Below are 18,455 nucleotides of genomic sequence, written 5' to 3' on the forward strand. Positions count from 1 at the left end.
ACGTGCGAGTTCCTGGTGGGCCAGGACGGCACGATCTCCTTCCTGGAGGTCAACACCCGCCTGCAGGTCGAACACCCGGTCACCGAAGAGGTCACCGGCATCGACCTGGTGCGGGAGATGTTCCGCATCGCCGACGGCGAGGCACTGGGTTACGACGACCCGCCGCTGCGCGGTCACTCGTTCGAGTTCCGTATCAATGGTGAGGACCCGGGCCGTAACTTCCTGCCGGCGCCGGGGACGGTGACGCGTTTCGACGCGCCGTCGGGTCCGGGTGTGCGGCTGGACGCGGGTGTGGAGTCCGGGTCGGTCATCGGTCCGGCGTGGGACTCGCTGCTGGCCAAGCTGATCGTCACGGGTGCCACGCGTGAGCAGGCGTTGCAGCGTGCGGCGCGGGCGCTGGGCGAGTTCACCGTCGAGGGCATGGCCACCGCGATCCCCTTCCACCGGGCCGTGGTGGTCGATCCGGCGTTCACCTCGGATCCGTTCGCGGTGCACACGCGGTGGATCGAGACGGAGTTCGTCAACACCATTGCCGCGTTCACCGGGCCTGCGGTGGCTGAGGACGAGGGTGAGCCCGAGGGCCGCGAGACCGTGGTGGTCGAGGTCGGGGGCAAGCGCCTGGAGGTCTCGCTGCCGTCCTCGCTGGGGATGACGATCGCGCGAACGGCGGCGGCGGGGGGTGCGAAGCCCAAGCGGCGGGCGGCGAAGAAGGCCGGTTCGGCGGCTTCGGGGGACGCGCTGACGTCGCCGATGCAGGGCACGATCGTGAAGGTCGCGGTCGAGGAGGGCCAGGAGGTCGCCGTGGGCGACCTGATCGTGGTCCTGGAAGCGATGAAGATGGAACAGCCCCTCAACGCGCACCGCGCGGGCACCGTCAAGGGCATCACCGCCGAGATCGGCGGCTCCGTCTCCTCCGGCGCCGTCATCTGCGAAATCAAGGACTGACACTCCGCACAGCACCTCCCGTGAGCCCCGGCCGGACGATCTCCGGCCGGGGCTCACGGCATCCGCGCCCGGGACCGGGGAGATCCGGCCGTCCTCCCACCCGGCCGCCACTCCGGGCCCGCCCCGCCTGGCATCCTTGAGGCGCGGGACACAGGCCGCCGCTGGCGGCCACTGAGCGGGAGGACGGACGGAATGGCGACCGACACGGCGCAGACGTCACCACGACCCATGCGCGCGGACGCACGGCGCAACTACGAGCGGCTGCTCACCGAGGCTCGTACCGCCTTCACCGCACACGGCACGGACGCCTCCCTCGAAGACATCGCCCGTCGCGCGGGCGTCGGCATCGGGACGCTCTACCGCCATTTCCCCAATCGCACGGCGCTGATGAGCGCCGTCTTCCAGGGCGAGCTCGACGGGCTGATCACTCGTTCGCGTGAGCTGCTGGCGTCGCCCGAGCCCTGCCGGGCCCTGGTGGACTGGCTGCGGGCCATCGTGGCGCACGCCAGCACCTACCGGGGGCTGTCACGGGCCCTGATGGCCGCGCAGACCGACGAGGCGTCGGCCATGTCGCGGTGCAGCCTGCCGTTGCGGGACGCGGGCAGCAGGCTGCTCGCCCGCGCTCAGCAGGTCGGGGCGGTCCGGGCGGATGTCGACATCGTGGATCTGATGCAGCTGACCAATGCCATCTCGCTGGCGGTCGAGCAGTCGCCGGACGACCCCGGGCTCGCGGACCGGCTGCTCCTGCTGACCCTGACCGGCCTGAAGGCGGTGTCCTCAAACCCCGAAGGCGTCTGAGGACACCCGCGTCACCGCCGCCGGGGTGCCAGGTCCGCCACCCTCGCCGTCGAACCGTCGCCCAGGGACACCGCGCTGCGGAGCTGGGGCCCCTGCTGACCTCCCTGGCCGGGGCCGGGCGGCTGGCCCGGCCCCATGGGGTGCGTACGGCGCTGGCCGGGCAGCGGCGGAACGTCCCGCCGCCGGGAGGGCGGCCCGGTCTCGCCGCCCGAGACGCCCGTCGGCCCCGAGCCCGACCCCGCGCCGGGCCCGGCGACCGAGATGTGGACGCCCTGGTCGGCGAGGGCCTGGAGCTCCGTGGCGGCACGGTCGTCGTGCGCGGGGGGCTCGTCCGTCACCAGGCGGGTGATCACGTCGGTCGGCACCGTCTGGAACATGGTGTCGGTGCCCAGCTTCGTGTGGTCGGCCAGCACCACCACCTCGGCGGCCGCCTGCACCAGCGCCCGGTCCACGCTCGCGGAGAGCATGTTGGAGGTGGACAGACCGCGCTCGGCGGTCAGCCCGCTCCCGGACAGGAACGCTCTCGTCACCCGCAGGCCCTGCAGGGACTGCTCGGCCCCGCTGCCCACCAGGGCGTAGTTGGAACCGCGCAGGGTGCCACCGGTCATGACGACCTCGACGCGGTTGGCGTGTGCCAGGGCCTGCGCGACGAGCAGGGAGTTGGTGACCACGGTCAGCCCCGGTACGCGCGCGAGCCGGCGGGCCAGCTCCTGCGTGGTCGTACCGGCGCCGACGACGACGGCCTCGCCCTCTTCGACGAAGCTCGCCGCGAGATCGGCGATGGCCGTCTTCTCGGCGGTCGCTAGATGGGATTTCTGCGGGAAGCCGGACTCCCTGGTGAAACCGCCCGGCAGCACCGCACCGCCGTGCCGGCGGTCGAGCAGTCCTTCGGCCTCCAGTGCCCGCACGTCACGCCGTACGGTCACTTCTGAGGTCTGGACGACGCGGGCGAGCTCACGGAGCGAAACCGCTCCGTTGGCCCGCACCATTTCGAGGATCAATTGGCGACGTTCTGCAGCGAACACGAAACCGACAGTAACGCCAACGACCATCCGTTTTCAGCAGCTTGCAGCAATTAACGGAAGTTGTCCGCTACTGAACGCAAGAAGTGGTATAGCGACACCCTCGGTGACTATGCCTCGCGCTGTCCCTGCTGTGTCTTCCTGGTGTGCAACTGGCGCGCCACCTCGGCCAGCGAGCCGGACAGCGAGGGGTAGACGGTGAACGCGTTGGCGATCTGCTCCACGGTCAGGTTGTTGTCGACCGCGATCGAGATCGGGTGAATCAGCTCGCTGGCCCGCGGCGCCACCACGACACCGCCGACCACGATGCCCGTGCCGGGGCGGCAGAACATCTTGACGAAGCCGTCCCGGATCCCCTGCATCTTCGCGCGCGGATTGCGCAGCAACGGCAGCTTCACCATGCGGGCGTCTATCTTGCCGCTGTCGACATCGGCCTGGGTGTACCCGACTGTCGCAATCTCCGGATCCGTAAATACGTTCGCGGATACAGCCTTGAGATTCAGCGGGGCCACCGCGTCACCCAGGAAGTGGTACATCGCGATCCGGCCCTGCATCGCCGCGACGGAGGCCAGCGCCAGAACACCCGTGCAGTCACCGGCGGCATAGACGCCCGGCGCGCTGGTCCGCGAGACCCGGTCGGTCCAGACGTGCCCGGAGTCCTTCATCCGGACGCCGGACTCCTCCAGCCCGATCCCCGCCGTGTTGGGGATGGAGCCGACGGCCATCAGGCAGTGCGTACCCGTGATCACGCGGCCGTCGGCCAGCGTCACCTCGACCCGGTCGCCCACGCGCTTGGCGGACTGCGCCCGCGAGCGCGACATGACGTTCATGCCGCGGCGCCGGAAGACGTCCTCCAGGACGGCCGCGGCGTCGGGGTCCTCACCCGGCAGCACCCGGTCCCGCGAGGAGACCAGGGTCACCTTGGAACCCAGCGCCTGGTACGCGCCGGCGAACTCGGCGCCCGTCACACCGGAGCCGACCACGATGAGCTCCTCGGGGAGCTCGTCGAGGTCATAGACCTGCGTCCAGTTGAGGATCCGCTCGCCGTCCGGCAGGGCGTCCGGGATCTCCCGGGGGTGCGCGCCGGTGGCGATCAGCACCGCGTCGGCGACGAGCGTCTCCTCGGTGCCGTCGACGGCCCGCACCACGACCTTGCGCGAGCCGTCCGGGGCCTGGTGCGGCTCCAGCCGTCCCCGGCCCCGCAGCACGCGACCGCCCGCGCGGGTGACCGACGCCGTGATGTCGTGCGACTGGGCCAGCGCGAGGCGCTTCACCCGTCGGTTGACCTTGCCCAGGTCCACCCCCACGACGCGGGCGGCCTGCTCCAGATGCGGCGTGTCGTCGGCGACGATGATCCCGAGCTCCTCGTACGAGGAGTCGAAGGTCGTCATCACCTCGGCCGTCGCAATGAGCGTCTTAGAGGGCACGCAGTCGGTGAGCACCGACGCCCCGCCCAGACCGTCGCAGTCGACGACGGTCACCTCCGCGCCGAGCTGTGCGGCGACGAGCGCCGCCTCATAGCCGCCGGGTCCGCCACCGATGATCACGATCCGAGTCACGTACTCCATTGTCCCGCACCCATCAAAGCGACTTCTCCCGGGGCCTCCCTCGCGAAATACGTACCTGAATGCGTACGTCCATCCGTGCGAGGACCGGCAGGAGGTTCCGGACGAACCTCCCTTCGAGCCTGCCATCCCAAATGCCGTTCCGCCTCACTCCCGTACCCTCGGAGCCATGTCGCTCTACGCCGCGTACGCCGGCAACCTCGACGCGCGGCTGATGTCCCGCCGCGCACCGCACTCGCCCCTGCGCGGCACGGGCTGGCTCGCCGACTGGCGACTGACCTTCGGCGGCGAGCAGCTGGGCTGGGAGGGTGCGCTGGCCACGGTCGTCGAGGCGCCGCGCTCCCAGGTCTTCGTCGCGCTCTACGACATCGCTCCGATGGACGAGGACTCGATGGACCGTTGGGAGGGTGTCGGCCTCGACATCTACCGCCGGATGAGAGTGCGCGTGCACACCCTCGACGGCGAGGAGGCCGCCTGGGTCTACGTCCTCAACGGCTACGAGGGCGGCCTGCCCTCCGCCCGCTACCTGGGCGAGATCGCCGACGCGGCCGAATCGGCGGGCGCCCCGCACGACTACGTCATGGAGCTCCGCAAGCGCCCGTGCTGACGGCGCGGCGCGCCGGGTGACGAATCGGTCTCGTCGCATGCCACAAAGCAACAATCGGAACACCGTGACCAGCGACATCTACGCGCGTAGGCGAAGAGCGGCTACCCTCGTCCGCGTGAACGCATCAGTTACTCCGGACATCCAGGCCGACCCGTACGCCGCGGCCGACACCGCCGCCGCCCGTCTGCGTGAGCTCACCGGTGCGGAGACCCACGACGTCGCCCTGGTCATGGGCTCCGGCTGGGTACCCGCCACCGAAGCTCTCGGCACCCCCGAGATCGAGTTCCCGGTCACCGAGCTCCCCGGCTTCCCGCCGCCGGCCGTCGCGGGCCACGCGGGCACCATCCGCTCGTACAAGGTCAACGACAAGCGCGTGCTCGTCTTCCTCGGCCGCACCCACTTCTACGAGGGCCGCGGCGTCGCCGCCGTCGCCCACGGCGTCCGCACGGCAGTGGCCGCGGGCGTCAAGACCGTCGTCCTGACCAACGGCTGCGGCGGCCTCCGCGAGGGCATGCGCCCCGGTCAGCCGGTGCTGATCAGCGACCACATCAACCTCACGGCGACCTCGCCGATCGTCGGCGCGAACTTCGTCGACCTCACCGACCTGTACTCCCCCCGCCTGCGCGCCCTCTGCCAGGAGGTGGACCCGACCCTCGAAGAGGGCGTCTACGTCCAGTTCCCCGGCCCGCACTACGAGACGCCGGCGGAGATCAAGATGATCCGCACGCTCGGCGCGGACCTGGTCGGCATGTCGACCACCCTCGAGGCGATCGCCGCCCGCGAGGCCGGCGCCGAGGTCCTGGGCATCTCCCTGGTCACGAACCTGGCCGCGGGCATGACGGGCGAGCCCCTCAACCACGAAGAGGTCCTCCAGGCGGGCCGCGACTCGGCCACGCAGATGGGCGCACTGCTGGCATCGGTCCTCGACCGCCTCTGATCATTCCCGCCCCGGCGGAACAAGGGTGTTTGCAGGGCTGCTGAGCTTCCCGCCCTGCAAACACCCTTACGCGTACCCGGCCCGCAGACATAGGACCGGCGGGAGGGGGCGGGCGGGTGGGGCCCGGCAAGGGGCGTAAAGCGTGATTTGCGGGCGAGGTTCAGGGCAACGAATGAGGCATTGAGCAGCGCCCGTAAATCATGCAGCCCCGTAGGGCCCCACCCGCCCGCCCCCGACCCACGACGCACCCGCACCCCGAAGCGCACCCGCACCACCCCGAACCACAGCACCCGGCACATTTTTCTGACCCCTCCGGAGGAGAACCCGTGGAGCGAGACCTCATCGCGCAAGCCAAGACGTGGCTCGCCGAGGACCCCGATCCCGACACCCGCGAAGAGCTCGCCGCGCTCATCGACGCCGGGAACACCGCCGAGCTGAGCGCCCGCTTCGGCGGCACCCTCCAGTTCGGCACCGCCGGCCTCCGCGGCGAGCTCGGCGCCGGCCCGCTGCGCATGAACCGCGCCGTCGTCATCCGCGCGGCCGCCGGTCTCGCCGCGTACCTGAAGAAGCAGGGCCACACCGGCGGCACGGTCGTCATCGGCTACGACGCCCGCCACAAGAGCGCGGACTTCGCGATCGACACCGCGGCCGTCATGGTCGGCGCGGGCCTGAAGGCCGCGCTGCTGCCGAGGCCGCTGCCCACCCCGGTGCTCGCCTTCGCGATCCGCCACCTCGGCGCGGTCGCGGGCGTCGAGGTGACCGCGAGCCACAACCCGCCGCGGGACAACGGCTACAAGGTCTACCTGGGCGACGGCTCCCAGATCGTGCCGCCGGCCGACGCGGAGATCGCCGCCGAGATCGCCGCGATCGAGGGCCTGGACGAGGTGCCCCGTCCGTCGGCCGGCTGGGAGACGCTCCGCGAGACGATCGTGGAGGCGTACCTGGAGCGTACGGACGCGGTCCTGACCAGCGGCTCCCCCCGGGACGTCCGCGTCGTCTACACACCCCTGCACGGCGTCGGCCGCACCGTCCTGACGGCCGCCTTCGAGCGGGCCGGCTTCCCGGCGCCGACGGTGGTCGCCGAGCAGGCCGAGCCGGACCCGAACTTCCCGACGGTCGCCTTCCCGAACCCGGAGGAGCCGGGCGCGATGGACCTGGCGTTCGCCACGGCCCGCGAGGCCGCGCCGGACATCATCATCGCCAACGACCCGGACGCGGACCGCTGCGCCGTCGCGGTGCCGGACGAGGACTCCGTCGAGGGCTGGCGCATGCTGCGCGGCGACGAGGTGGGCGCGCTGCTGGCGACGCACCTGGTCCACAAGAAGGCGCAGGGCACGTTCACGACGACGATCGTGTCGTCGTCGCTGCTGTCCCGCATCGCGGCGGCCGCGCCGGGTGCCGGGTACGAGGAGACGCTGACGGGCTTCAAGTGGCTCGCCCGCGTGGACGGCCTGCGGTACGCGTACGAGGAGGCGCTGGGCTACTGCGTCGACCCGGCGGGCGTGCGCGACAAGGACGGCATCACGGCGGCGCTGCTGGTGGCCGAGCTGGCGGCGGAGCTCAAGGAGTCCGGCCGTACGCTGACGGACCTGCTGGACGACCTGGCCGTCGAGCACGGTCTGCACGCCACGGACCAGCTGTCGGTGCGGGTCGAGGACCTGTCGCTGATCTCGGACGCGATGCGGCGCCTGCGCGAGCAGCCGCCGACGGTGCTGGCCGGGCTCCAGGTGACGTCGGCCGAGGACCTGTCGAAGGGCTCGGCGGCGCTGCCGCCGACCGACGGCCTGCGGTACCACCTGGCGGGTGACACGGCCGGGGAGGTCTCCGGCGCGCGCGTCATCGTCCGCCCGAGCGGCACCGAGCCGAAGATCAAGTGCTACCTGGAGGTCGTGGTGCCGGTGGCGTCCGCGATCGCCCTGGCGGACGCGCGGGCCCGCGCGACGGAGGTCCTGGCGTCGATCAAAACGGACCTGTCGAGGGCGGCGGGCATCTGACGACACCGAACACGGCGTGAGGGGCCGGGACGCGAAGGGATGGTCACAGGGCGAGAAGAAAAAGCCCAGGACCACCCCGGAGCGCCCCGGCCCTCACACGTACGGGCGGGGCGCGCCCGCGTCCCAACGGCAGGGCGCGGCACGCACCACGCGTCCACGTACCGACAGCCGAGCCCACCCACCGCCGGGCGCCCCCGAACCGTCACCCCACGGCGAACAGCACCACCAGCAGCACCAGCCCCACCAGGGACGGCACGATCAGCTCGTAGGCCCACCGCACCACGACCGGGCCCTGTGCCCCCTCGCGGGACGCCCCCCGCTCGGCGAGCTCGCGGAGGTCCTCGATCGCCTGGTCCGAGGGCGCCCGCAGCGACCGCTCGGCGCCGAGCGCGGCGGAGGCCGCGCCGGGCAGCCCCTCGGCCACCGCCTGGTTCTGGCGCCGCGCGGCGGTCTTGCGCTGGCGGAGCGAGACGGGGATCGACCACAGCTGGTACTTCGCGCCGTCGGCGAACACCTCACTGGAGTAGCCGGCGCGGACGCCGTCCACGCGGGCCCACGGCAGCGTGATCGTACGGAACGGGTTCCGCACCAGCAGCCGGTCCGGCCCGGCCCACACGGCCGGCCGCAGCGTGAAGGCGATCACGAGCGGGACCACGCACAGCAGACCGGCCAGGGCCAGCCACGGCGTCTGCCCCGCGCCCCGCGCCACGGCGTCGCCGCCGAGCCAGCCGACGAGGCCCAGCAGGAGGATGCCGCTCGCGATGCCGGCGGCCGAGCGGTAACACCGCTCGGCGAAGCCGTCCGGTGCCTGCGGGGGCGAAGTGGCGGAGGAGTCGTCCGGGCTCGTCATGCGCCGATTGTGCCTCAGCCCTCGCGGAGGGGACCGCCCCCAAGTCGTTACGCAAAGCCGAGGAGCCGGGGGGTGACACGCGCTACGCGCGTAGATATGCTCATCTGGTGACCATGCCCACCACAGTTCCCGCACACGGCAATGACGCCGCGGGGCGGCTGACGGAGCTGGCGGACGTGACCGCCTCCGACAGCGCGCTGCGCCGCTTCCTGCACGGCCTCCCGGGCGTCGACGCGGTCGGGCTGGAGGCCCGCGCCGCCTCGCTCGGCACCCGCTCGATCAAGACCTCGGCGAAGGCCTACGCCATCGACCTGGCGATCTCGATGATCGACCTGACCACGCTGGAAGGCGCGGACACCCCGGGCAAGGTCCGGGCGCTGGCCGCGAAGGCCGTCCACCCCGACCCGACCGACCGCACGACGCCCACGACCGCCGCGGTCTGCGTCTACCCCGACATGGTGGCCGCCGCCAAGGCCGCCCTGCACGGCTCGGACGTGAAGGTCGCGTCCGTCGCCACCGCGTTCCCCGCCGGCCGCGCCGCGCTGCCGGTGAAGCTCGCGGACACCCGGGACGCCATCGCCGCCGGCGCCGACGAGATCGACATGGTCATCGACCGTGGCGCTTTCCTGTCCGGCCGGTACATGGACGTCTTCGAGGAGATCCGGGCCGTCAAGGCCGAGTGCGCCGACAAGGCCCGGCTGAAGGTGATCTTCGAGACCGGCGAGCTGTCGACGTACGACAACATCCGCCGCGCCTCCTGGATCGGGATGCTCGCGGGCGCCGACTTCATCAAGACCTCGACCGGCAAGGTCGCGGTCAACGCCACCCCGGCGAACACCCTGCTGATGCTGGAGGCCGTGCGCGACTTCCGCGCGCAGACCGGCGTCCAGGTCGGCGTGAAGCCGGCCGGCGGCATCCGCACGACCAAGGACGCCATCAAGTTCCTGGTCCTGGTCAATGAGACCGTGGGCGAGGACTGGCTGGACAACACCTGGTTCCGCTTCGGTGCCTCCAGCCTCCTGAACGACCTGCTGATGCAGCGGCAGAAGCTGAGCACCGGCCGCTACTCCGGTCCCGACTACGTGACGGTGGACTGACCGACATGGCATTTGAATACGCACCCGCACCCGAGTCGCGCGCGGTCGTCGACATCGCCCCGTCGTACGGCCTGTTCATCGACGGCGAGTTCACCGACGCCACCGGCGGCAAGGTCTTCAAGACGATCAGCCCCTCCTCCGAGGAGGTGCTCTCCGAGGTCGCGCACGGCTCCGCCGAGGACGTCGACCGCGCGGTGAAGGCCGCCCGCAAGGCGTTCGAGAAGTGGTCGGCGCTGCCGGGCGCCGAGCGCGCCAAGTACCTGTTCCGCATCGCGCGGATCATCCAGGAGCGCTCGCGCGAGCTGGCCGTCCTGGAGACCCTGGACAACGGCAAGCCGATCAAGGAGACCCGCGACGCGGACCTCCCCCTGGTCGCCGCGCACTTCTTCTACTACGCGGGCTGGGCCGACAAGCTCGACCACGCGGGCTACGGCGCCAACCCCCGGCCGCTGGGCGTGGCGGGCCAGGTCATCCCCTGGAACTTCCCGCTGCTGATGCTGGCCTGGAAGATCGCCCCGGCGCTGGCCACCGGCAACACCGTCGTCCTCAAGCCGGCCGAGACCACTCCCCTGTCGGCGCTGTTCTTCGCGGACATCTGCCGCCAGGCCGGCCTGCCCAAGGGCGTCGTCAACATCGTCACCGGTGACGGCACCACGGGCGCCGCGCTCGTCGGTCACGAGGGCGTGAACAAGGTCGCGTTCACCGGCTCCACGGCGGTCGGCAAGGCCATCGCCCGTACGGTCGCCGGCTCGGACAAGAAGCTCACCCTGGAGCTGGGCGGCAAGGGCGCCAACATCGTCTTCGACGACGCCCCCATCGACCAGGCCGTCGAGGGCATCGTCCAGGGCATCTTCTTCAACCAGGGCCAGGTCTGCTGCGCGGGCTCGCGCCTGCTGGTGCAGGAGTCGATCCAGGACGAGCTGCTGGACTCCCTCAAGCGCCGCCTGTCGACGCTGCGCCTGGGCGACCCGCTGGACAAGAACACCGACATCGGCGCGATCAACTCCGCCGAGCAGCTGGCCCGGATCACCGAGCTGGCCGACAGCGGGGTGGCGGAGGGCGCCGAGCGCTGGGCGCCGGCCTGCGACCTGCCGGAGAACGGCTTCTGGTTCGCGCCGACGCTGTTCACGAACGTCACCCAGGCCCACCGGATCGCCCGCGAGGAGATCTTCGGCCCGGTGCTGTCGGTGCTGTCGTTCCGCACCCCGGCCGAGGCGGTCGCGAAGGCGAACAACTCGCAGTACGGCCTCTCCGCCGGCATCTGGACGGAGAAGGGCTCGCGCATGCTGGCCGTCGCGAGCAAGCTGCGCGCGGGCGTCATCTGGGCCAACACGTTCAACAAGTTCGACCCGACCTCGCCGTTCGGCGGCTTCAAGGAGTCGGGATTCGGCCGCGAGGGCGGCCGCCACGGTCTGGAGGCGTACCTCGATGTCTGAGCGCTTGACTGTCTTCAAGACCTACAAGCTGTTCGTCGGGGGCAAGTTCCCCCGGTCCGAGAGCGGGCGGGTGTACGAGGTGACCGACTCCAAGGGCAATTGGCTGGCCAACGCCCCGCTGTCCTCCCGCAAGGACGCCCGTGACGCGGTCGTCGCGGCCCGCAAGGCCGTCGGCGGCTGGTCCGGCGCCACCGCGTACAACCGCGGCCAGGTCCTCTACCGCGTCGCCGAGATGCTGGAGGGGCGCCGCGACCAGTTCGTCGCGGAGGTCGCCGAGGCGGAGGGCCTGTCGAAGGCGAAGGCCGCCGTGCAGGTGGACGCCGCCATCGACCGCTGGGTCTGGTACGCGGGCTGGACCGACAAGATCGGCCAGATCACCGGCTCGGTCAACCCGGTCGCGGGCCCGTTCTTCAACGTCTCCGCCACCGAGCCGACCGGCGTCGTCGCCGTGCTCGCGCCGCAGGAGTCGTCGTTCCTCGGCCTGGTCTCGGTGATCGCCCCGGCGATCGCCACCGGCAACACCGTGGTCGTGGTGGCCTCCGAGAAGGCCCCGCTGCCGGCTCTGTCGCTGGGCGAGGTGCTGGCCACCTCCGACGTCCCCGGCGGCGTCGTCAACATCCTGTCGGGCCGTGCGGGCGAGATCGCCCCGTCGCTGGCCGCGCACCAGGACGTCAACGCGATCGACCTCGCGGGCGCCGACGCCGAGCTGGCGAAGGAGCTGGAGATCGCCGCGGCGGACAACCTCAAGCGCGTCCTGCGTCCACAGCCTGTGGACTGGGCCGCGGCCCCCGGCACGGAGCGGATGACGGCCTTCCTGGAGACCCGGACGGTCTGGCACCCCACCGGCTCCCTCGGCGCCGGCGGCTCGTCCTACTGAGCCCTTGAGCGTACGACGGCGGCGGCTCCCCTCGGATCGAGGGGAGCCGCCGCCGTCGTACGCGCGCTAGCGGGCCTTGGGCGGCGTCGGGGCCGTCAGCGTCGAGAGCGTGTGCGGCACCGACAGATCGCGCAGGGTGCCGCTCTCCTGGGCCGGGTGCCGGGCGGGGCGGGACGGCGTCTCGGCCGTCAGCGTCGAGAGGGTGTGCGGCACCGACAGGTCCCGCAGGGTGCCGCTCTCCTCGGCCGGGAGCCGGGCGGGCGGCGGCGGTGTCTTGGACGCCATGGTCGAGACGGTGTCCCGCACCGACAGGTCCCGCAGCGTCCCGCTGCTTCCGGCGGGGCGTGCGGCCGGGGCCTTCCGCTTGGCGTGCGCCCTGACCGGTTCGCGCGGGCCCGTCAGCGCGTGCACCCGGTCCGTCAAGGAGAAGTCGTCCAGTGCCGCGCCCTTGGCGAGCGGTTCCGTCACCACGGCGGTGCTCACCGGCTTGAAGTCGGAGACCTGCGTGCCGACCGCGTTGTTGAACGGGTCACTGCCCGTCCCGGCCAGCGGGTTGAACTTCAGCTGCCGCAGCGTGCTGAACGTGGCCTCCGACGACACGCCCAGCGCGGTGTCGACGCCTTCCGCGGCCGACCGCACGGACGTCACGCCCATCGTCGCCTTGGGGGCCTCGAACGCGTTCGCGGCCCCGGCGCCTCCCGCGACGACGGCCGCTCCGGCCGACACGGTCAGCCCGAGGCGCATCAGGCCGCGCCGGCCGGCGGCCGAGGAGGGAGCGGGACGTGCGTGTCGTGCGTGCGAGGCCATGGCCACCTGCCGGGTCGAGAGTTGCCGGAACGAACGACAACGCACCGTAGTGGAATGGTGACTGTGCGCGCATCCTCCGACCCGGGGGGATCCCCCATGCGGCCCAATGCCTCACACTGGTGTCCCGTGACTCCCCACTTGACCCCCGCGCGCGTCATCCTGCTCACCGGTCCGTCCGGTTCGGGAAAGTCGTCCCTCGCGGCCCGCACCGGGCTGCCGGTCCTCAATCTCGACGACTTCTACAAGGAGGGGACCGACCCGACGCTGCCGGTCCTCACGGACGGCTCGGGCACCGACTGGGACTCACCGCTGTCGTGGGACGCCGACGCGGCCGTGCGCGCCATCGACGACCTGTGCCGTACGTCCCGCACGAACGTGCCGGTCTACGACATCGCCTCCAGCTCGCGGACCGGTGAGAGCGCCCTGGACATCGGCCGCACCCCGCTGTTCATAGCCGAGGGCATCTTCGCCGCCGACATCATCGACCGCTGCCGCGACCTGGGCGTCCTCGCCGACGCCCTGTGCCTGCGCGGCCGGCCGGCCACCACCTTCCGCCGCCGGCTGCTGCGCGACCTGCGCGAGGCCCGTAAGCCGGTGCTCTACCTCGTGCGCCGCGGGCTGCGGCTGATGCGCTCCGAGCGCGGCATCGTGGCCCGCCAGGCGGCGCTCGGCGCCTACGCCTGCGGCAAGGACACCGCCATGGGCCGGATCGCCGCGGCGGCCGCCGGGCGGCGGGAGGGCGTGCACGTCTGACCGACGCGTGCGCATGACCGGCAGGAGGGCGGGCTTCCCCCGTCCGGCACGAGCCGGCCGTCACCGTACGCGCGACTCAGCACCCCAAGGCGCAGGACCGCAAGGCACAGGATCCCAAGGCACAGGACCGCAAGGCGTAGGACCCCAAGGCGCAGGACCCCGGGGCCCGTACACGCCGGAGCGGGCCGGTACAGGCCCCCCGCCTGTCCCGACCCGCTCCGCCCCCCGTAGGTCCCCCCGCGCTCCCCCGAGCGCCCCTCCGGTGTCTTCAGGCCACCAGCTCGCCGAAGGACTCGCGTACGCCCCGGTCGGATCCGATGACCTCGTCGTCGCGCAGCCGGCGCAGCGAGCGCCAGATGCTGCTCTTGACCGTGCCGACGCTGATGTCCAGGATCTCGGCGATCTCCGGGTCCGTGCGGCCCTCGTAGTAGCGCAGGACGAGCATCGTGCGCTGGAGTTCGGGCAGTCGGGCGAGCGCCTGCCACAGCACGGCGCGCAGCTCGGTGCCGCGCATCGCGTCCGTCTCGCCCACCGTCTCCGGCAGTTCCTCGGTCGGGTACTCGTTCAGCTTGCGGCGGCGCCAGGCGCTGATGTGCAGATTGGTCATCGTGCGGCGCAGGTAACCGCCGACCGCGGCCTTGTCGGTGATCCGGTCCCAGGCGCGGTAGGTGGAGAACAGCGCGCTCTGCAACAGGTCCTCGGCCTCGTGCCGGTCGCCCGTCAGGTGGTACGCGGTCGCGTACAGGGAGGCCCGGCGCTCCTGGACGTATGCGGTGAACGCCGCTTCGGCGTCCGCCTTCTCCGCCCCCTTCGTCCCGGAAGCGCCCTTGCTCTCCCCCGAGGCCCCCGTGGCCTCCCCGTACGCGATCGCGTCGATCGCCACCATGTATGGCGGCCGTACACGTCCGGTGCCGCGGGCGCACCCCCGCCCGCCCACGGCACCGGACTTCTCCGGGCCCCGTCCGGCGTCATGAAGGCGCGTGCGAATGACTGCGCTGGTCATGGTGCTGTGCAGTGTGTTCATCTCGCGCCCCCCGTCGGTGGAGCCAGCTCGGTCCGTTGATGTTCCGGGCCGTTCGCTGCCCGATGACCCAAAGCCTGCCGGGCCAGTTTCATCGCGTTGTCCGCCGACTGTCACAGCCCTGCAACAGGCCGGGGTGCCGGGCGGCGGATGCCTTCGGTCGAACCACCGGCCCGGCGTAGGCCAGAATGACCACTGTGCCTTTCCTGTTGCTGATCGAGGACGACGACGCCATCCGCACGGCTCTGGAGTTCTCCCTGTCCCGCCAGGGTCACCGTGTGGTGACCGCGGCGACGGGTGAGGACGGTCTGAAACTGCTGCGCGAGCAGCGGCCCGACCTGATCGTGCTGGATGTGATGCTGCCCGGTATCGATGGTTTCGAGGTGTGCCGGCGCATCCGCCGCACCGACCAGCTGCCGATCATCCTGCTCACCGCGCGCAATGACGACATCGACGTCGTCGTGGGCCTGGAGTCCGGCGCGGACGACTATGTGGTCAAGCCCGTCCAGGGCCGGGTGCTGGACGCCCGGATCCGGGCGGTGCTGCGCCGCGGCGAACGGGAGTCCAGCGACTCGGCGTCGTTCGGCTCGCTGGTCATCGACCGGTCCGCGATGACGGTCACCAAGAACGGCGAGGACCTCCAGCTGACCCCGACCGAGCTGCGGCTGCTGCTGGAGCTCAGCAGGCGGCCGGGACAGGCGCTGTCCCGGCAGCAGTTGCTGCGGCTGGTGTGGGAGCACGACTATCTGGGCGACTCGCGGCTGGTGGACGCCTGTGTGCAGCGGCTGCGCGCCAAGGTCGAGGACGTGCCGTCGTCACCGACCCTGATCCGCACCGTCCGAGGGGTCGGCTACCGCCTGGACGCCCCGCAGTGACCGCACCCGCCCGCCCCCACGGCACAGAGAGCGCCCAGTGACACAAGAGCCCGGTCGAGTACGGGGCTGGGCGGCGCCCCGGAGCGTCATGAAGCCCAGCATGCGGTGGATCAGCCTGCGGCTGCGCCTGATGCTGGTCTTCGCGCTGGTGGCCCTGGCGGCCGCGGTCTCCGCCTCCGCCATCGCGTACTGGCTCAACCGCGACGCGGTCCTCACCCGCACCCAGGACGCCGCGCTCGACGATTTCCGCAAGTCGTTGCAGGACAACACCGGTTCGCTGCCGCTGAACCCGACCTGCCAGGAGCTCCAGTCGGCCGCGGACCGGATGGCGGCGACCTCGCAGAAGTACGAGGTGCTGCTGATCGGCACGGCCAGTGGCGGCGGCACCTGCGCGGCCCCCTCCAACCCTGATCTGTTCACGCTCAAGGTCGTGCCCGCCTCGCTCCGCTCGGCCGTCGACCGCGAGCGCCGGGTCGACGACTCCAACCGCTATGCCTACCACCTGTACTGGCAGCGGATCACCCTCGGCGGCAAGCCCTACCTGGTCGGTGGCGCGAAGGTGATCGGCGGCGGCCCCACCGGCTATCTGCTGAAGTCCCTGGAGAACGAGCGGGAGGACCTCAACTCCCTGGCCTGGTCCCTCGGCATCGCCACCGCCCTGGCCCTCGTCGGCTCGGCGCTGCTCGCCCAGGCGGCCGCGTCCACGGTGCTGCGGCCCGTACAGCGGCTCGGTGACGCGGCGCGGCGGCTCGGCGAGGGGAAGCTGGACACCCGCCTCCAGGTGTCGGGCACCGACGAGCTGGCGGACCTGTCGCGGACGTTCAACAAGACGGCGGAGTCGCTGGAGCAGCGGGTCGACGAGCTGAGCGCCCGCGAGGCGGCGAGCCGCCGCTTCGTCGCCGACATGTCGCACGAGCTGCGCACCCCGCTCACGGCGATCACGGCGGTGACCGAGGTGCTGGAGGACGAGGCCGACAACCTCGACCCGATGATCGCGCCCGCCGTGCAGCTGGTGGTCAGCGAGACCCGCCGGCTCAACGACCTGGTGGAGAACCTCATGGAGGTCACCCGCTTCGACGCGGGCACGGCCCGGCTGGTCCTGGACGACGTGGACGTCGCCGACCAGGTCACCGCCTGTATCGACGCCCGCGCCTGGCTGGACGCCGTGGAGCTGGACGCCGAGCGCGGCATCGTGGCCCTGCTCGACCCGCGCCGCCTCGACGTCATCCTCGCCAACCTCATCGGTAACGCCCTCAAGCACGGCGGGTCCCCCGTACGGGTCTCCGTGCGGGCGGACGACGACTCGCTGCGGATCGACGTGCGCGACCACGGCCCCGGCATCCCCGAGGACGTCCTGCCGCACGTCTTCGACCGCTTCTACAAGGCGAGCGCCTCCCGGCCGCGCTCCGAGGGCAGCGGCCTGGGCCTGTCGATCGCCCTGGAGAACGCCCATATCCACGGCGGCGAGATCACGGCCGCCAACTCCCCCGACGGCGGTGCGGTCTTCACCTTCACGCTTCCGCGCGACGCCTCGCGGCCGGCCGACGAGGACACGGCCGACGGCGCGTCGGGCGACGGGGCGGAGGGGAACGGAAAGTGAACCCCAGGATGCTCACCAAGGCCGCCGCCGCGGCGCTGGCCCTGCTCGGCGCGGTACCCGCGCTCACCGGCTGCGGGATCCGCGGCACCGCCGTGCCCGTGGACGCCGGCGGCGCGCCCTCGCGGGCGTCGTGCGTCGTACGGGCCGACCGGAGCGCGCCCGCGGGCCAGGCCCCCGTGACCGTACAGCTGACGTGCACCTCCCAGCTGGTGCCCGTGACACGGCAGGTGTCGCTGCCGGACAAGCCGGGCGACACCGTGGTCGTGGCCCGCGTCCTCCTCGACGAGCTGCGCAGGTCGCCGTCGAACGAGGAGGCCGGGGCCGGGCTCACATCCGCCGTGCCACAGCGCCTGGGCGTGGCCGGCCCGCGGCCGGGCGATCCGTCCGGGACGCTGCGCCTGGACCGGGAGCCCGAAGAGCTGCCGCAGGTGGCGCTGGCCCAGCTCGTGTGCACGTACGCCGGTACGGCCGCGGCCGACGGCAAGGACACGGTGGTCCTGGGCGGCCCGGGCGAGGAACGGCCCCGGAGCTACGGGTGCACCGACGCCATGCGCGGCCAGCCCGACACCGCCGAGATCAAGGGCACCCCGGTGCACTGAGGCCGTCACGCGCTGTCACCGCGCGCCGTCGCGACTCTCCGTCGCCGCCGGCGGAACCGCGCGACCGGCGCACGGCGTCCTGTGGGGCGTGCAGGGTCATGGTTACGGCGGTACGCCCGCCCTCCGATACCGCTACCGCGTCGCGGGGTGTGTGCTGCTGGTCGCCCATCTCCTGGCCGTCGGCTGGCTGGCCCTGCGCCCGCTGACGGCGCCCTGGGTGACGGCCTCGCACCTGGAACCGCTCGCCACCATCCGCGCCGATCTGGCGCTCGGCCCCTGGGCGGCGGCCCGCGCGATCGCCGCGGGCGTGCTGCCGCTGGCTCCCCTGGGGGTGTTGCTGCCCTGGGCGAGAGGCCGGGTCCGCGCCTCCTCGCTGGGCTCGCTCATCCGCACCGTCTTCACCGCCGCGATGGTCTCGCTGGGTCTCCAGGTCGTCCAGAGCGGTGTCATGGGCCAGGTGCTGAACCTGGACGCGCTGCTGCTCAATGTCACGGGTGTGGCGCTCGCGCACCTCGCGGTGGTGCCGGCCGTACGGGCCCGGCTCCGCCGAGGCGGTGACGGAACGCGACCGGCGGCCGGAAAGCGGCCCGAGCCCCTACGCCGCGAGGAGGAGATTCAGGGGATGACCCCGACGATCCCCAGGGTTCGGATCGCCCCCTAGAGCGACGTCCC

Annotated in this window: 18 protein-coding genes; 13 read left to right on the forward strand and 5 right to left on the reverse strand. The window is 72.0% G+C overall.

The genetic code is table 11. From position 1 onward, the window contains the following. The coding region (locus ACZ303_RS13155; protein ID WP_467338232.1) for a biotin/lipoyl-containing protein at positions 1 to 945 on the forward strand (945 nt) is incomplete at its 5' end. A gap of 192 nt (positions 946 to 1,137) precedes the next feature. Further along, positions 1,138 to 1,743, forward strand: a complete 606-nt coding sequence (locus tag ACZ303_RS13160) for a TetR/AcrR family transcriptional regulator (RefSeq protein WP_467338234.1) — start codon at positions 1,138 to 1,140, stop codon at positions 1,741 to 1,743. Positions 1,744 to 1,754: 11 nt separating this feature from the next. Here the strand turns inward: ACZ303_RS13160 and ACZ303_RS13165 are convergent, their stop codons facing one another. Both ACZ303_RS13165 and ACZ303_RS13170 read right to left on the reverse strand, forming a co-directional pair. Beyond that, complete coding sequence (locus ACZ303_RS13165) at positions 1,755 to 2,795, reverse strand: DeoR/GlpR family DNA-binding transcription regulator (protein WP_467338236.1); 1,041 nt, start codon at positions 2,793 to 2,795, stop codon at positions 1,755 to 1,757. Positions 2,796 to 2,875: 80 nt separating this feature from the next. Beyond that, positions 2,876 to 4,333 carry an NAD(P)H-quinone dehydrogenase gene (locus ACZ303_RS13170; RefSeq protein ID WP_467338238.1) on the reverse strand — a complete coding sequence of 486 codons (1,458 nt, stop codon included), beginning with the start codon at positions 4,331 to 4,333 and terminating at the stop codon, positions 2,876 to 2,878. Between the two features lie 166 nt (positions 4,334 to 4,499). Here ACZ303_RS13170 and ACZ303_RS13175 point away from each other — a divergent pair, with 166 nt between their 5' ends. The 3 genes from ACZ303_RS13175 to ACZ303_RS13185 all read left to right on the forward strand — a co-directional run bounded on the left by ACZ303_RS13175 (position 4,500) and on the right by ACZ303_RS13185 (position 7,868). Then, a complete protein-coding gene (locus tag ACZ303_RS13175) occupies positions 4,500 to 4,937 on the forward strand; it encodes a gamma-glutamylcyclotransferase family protein (protein WP_467338240.1) in 438 nt (145 codons plus the stop codon). A 115-nt stretch (positions 4,938 to 5,052) separates the two neighbouring features. Beyond that, positions 5,053 to 5,874, forward strand: coding sequence for a purine-nucleoside phosphorylase (locus ACZ303_RS13180; protein WP_467338242.1), 822 nt, complete (start codon positions 5,053 to 5,055; stop codon positions 5,872 to 5,874). Positions 5,875 to 6,200: 326 nt separating this feature from the next. Then, complete coding sequence (locus ACZ303_RS13185; RefSeq protein ID WP_467338244.1) at positions 6,201 to 7,868, forward strand: phospho-sugar mutase; 1,668 nt, start codon at positions 6,201 to 6,203, stop codon at positions 7,866 to 7,868. A gap of 202 nt (positions 7,869 to 8,070) precedes the next feature. On the opposite strand, the gene ACZ303_RS13190 is transcribed toward ACZ303_RS13185, so the two are convergent. Beyond that, a complete protein-coding gene (locus ACZ303_RS13190; protein WP_467338246.1) occupies positions 8,071 to 8,718 on the reverse strand; it encodes a PH domain-containing protein in 648 nt (215 codons plus the stop codon). A gap of 113 nt (positions 8,719 to 8,831) precedes the next feature. Here ACZ303_RS13190 and deoC point away from each other — a divergent pair, with 113 nt between their 5' ends. From deoC to ACZ303_RS13205, 3 genes are read left to right on the forward strand one after another with little or no spacing between them, the layout of a single operon-like run. After that, positions 8,832 to 9,815, forward strand: coding sequence for a deoxyribose-phosphate aldolase (gene deoC / locus ACZ303_RS13195; RefSeq protein ID WP_467339018.1), 984 nt, complete (start codon positions 8,832 to 8,834; stop codon positions 9,813 to 9,815). Between the two features lie 5 nt (positions 9,816 to 9,820). Further along, on the forward strand, positions 9,821 to 11,251 hold the full coding sequence (locus tag ACZ303_RS13200) for an aldehyde dehydrogenase family protein (protein ID WP_467338248.1): 1,431 nt from the start codon (positions 9,821 to 9,823) through the stop codon (positions 11,249 to 11,251). Beyond that, positions 11,244 to 12,128, forward strand: coding sequence for an aldehyde dehydrogenase family protein (locus tag ACZ303_RS13205; RefSeq protein WP_467338250.1), 885 nt, complete (start codon positions 11,244 to 11,246; stop codon positions 12,126 to 12,128). Before ACZ303_RS13200 ends, ACZ303_RS13205 begins: the two co-directional genes overlap by 8 nt. A 66-nt stretch (positions 12,129 to 12,194) precedes the next feature. On the opposite strand, the gene ACZ303_RS13210 is transcribed toward ACZ303_RS13205, so the two are convergent. Further along, positions 12,195 to 12,935, reverse strand: a complete 741-nt coding sequence (locus ACZ303_RS13210; RefSeq protein WP_467338252.1) for a hypothetical protein — start codon at positions 12,933 to 12,935, stop codon at positions 12,195 to 12,197. A 96-nt stretch (positions 12,936 to 13,031) separates the two neighbouring features. Here ACZ303_RS13210 and ACZ303_RS13215 point away from each other — a divergent pair, with 96 nt between their 5' ends. After that, positions 13,032 to 13,688: a uridine kinase family protein gene (locus ACZ303_RS13215; RefSeq protein WP_467338254.1), complete on the forward strand. Its 657-nt coding sequence runs from the start codon at positions 13,032 to 13,034 to the stop codon at positions 13,686 to 13,688. A 268-nt stretch (positions 13,689 to 13,956) separates the two neighbouring features. Here the strand turns inward: ACZ303_RS13215 and ACZ303_RS13220 are convergent, their stop codons facing one another. After that, entirely contained in the window at positions 13,957 to 14,712 is a 756-nt protein-coding gene (locus ACZ303_RS13220; protein ID WP_467338256.1) for a SigE family RNA polymerase sigma factor, read from the reverse strand. A gap of 194 nt (positions 14,713 to 14,906) precedes the next feature. Here ACZ303_RS13220 and afsQ1 point away from each other — a divergent pair, with 194 nt between their 5' ends. From afsQ1 to ACZ303_RS13240, 4 genes are all read left to right on the forward strand, one after another. Then, complete coding sequence (gene afsQ1 / locus ACZ303_RS13225; protein ID WP_184743397.1) at positions 14,907 to 15,584, forward strand: two-component system response regulator AfsQ1; 678 nt, start codon at positions 14,907 to 14,909, stop codon at positions 15,582 to 15,584. Between the two features lie 100 nt (positions 15,585 to 15,684). Next, on the forward strand, positions 15,685 to 17,184 hold the full coding sequence (locus tag ACZ303_RS13230) for an ATP-binding protein (RefSeq protein ID WP_467338258.1): 1,500 nt from the start codon (positions 15,685 to 15,687) through the stop codon (positions 17,182 to 17,184). Then, positions 17,181 to 17,783, forward strand: coding sequence for a hypothetical protein (locus tag ACZ303_RS13235; RefSeq protein ID WP_467338260.1), 603 nt, complete (start codon positions 17,181 to 17,183; stop codon positions 17,781 to 17,783). Before ACZ303_RS13230 ends, ACZ303_RS13235 begins: the two co-directional genes overlap by 4 nt. An 88-nt stretch (positions 17,784 to 17,871) precedes the next feature. Next, the gene (locus ACZ303_RS13240; protein ID WP_467338262.1) at positions 17,872 to 18,444 is read left to right on the forward strand and encodes a VanZ family protein; all 573 of its coding nucleotides are present in this window, start codon (positions 17,872 to 17,874) and stop codon (positions 18,442 to 18,444) included. Positions 18,445 to 18,455: the final 11 nt, after the last annotated feature.

It is taken from the genome of Streptomyces sp. NPDC023527, assembly GCF_055560115.1.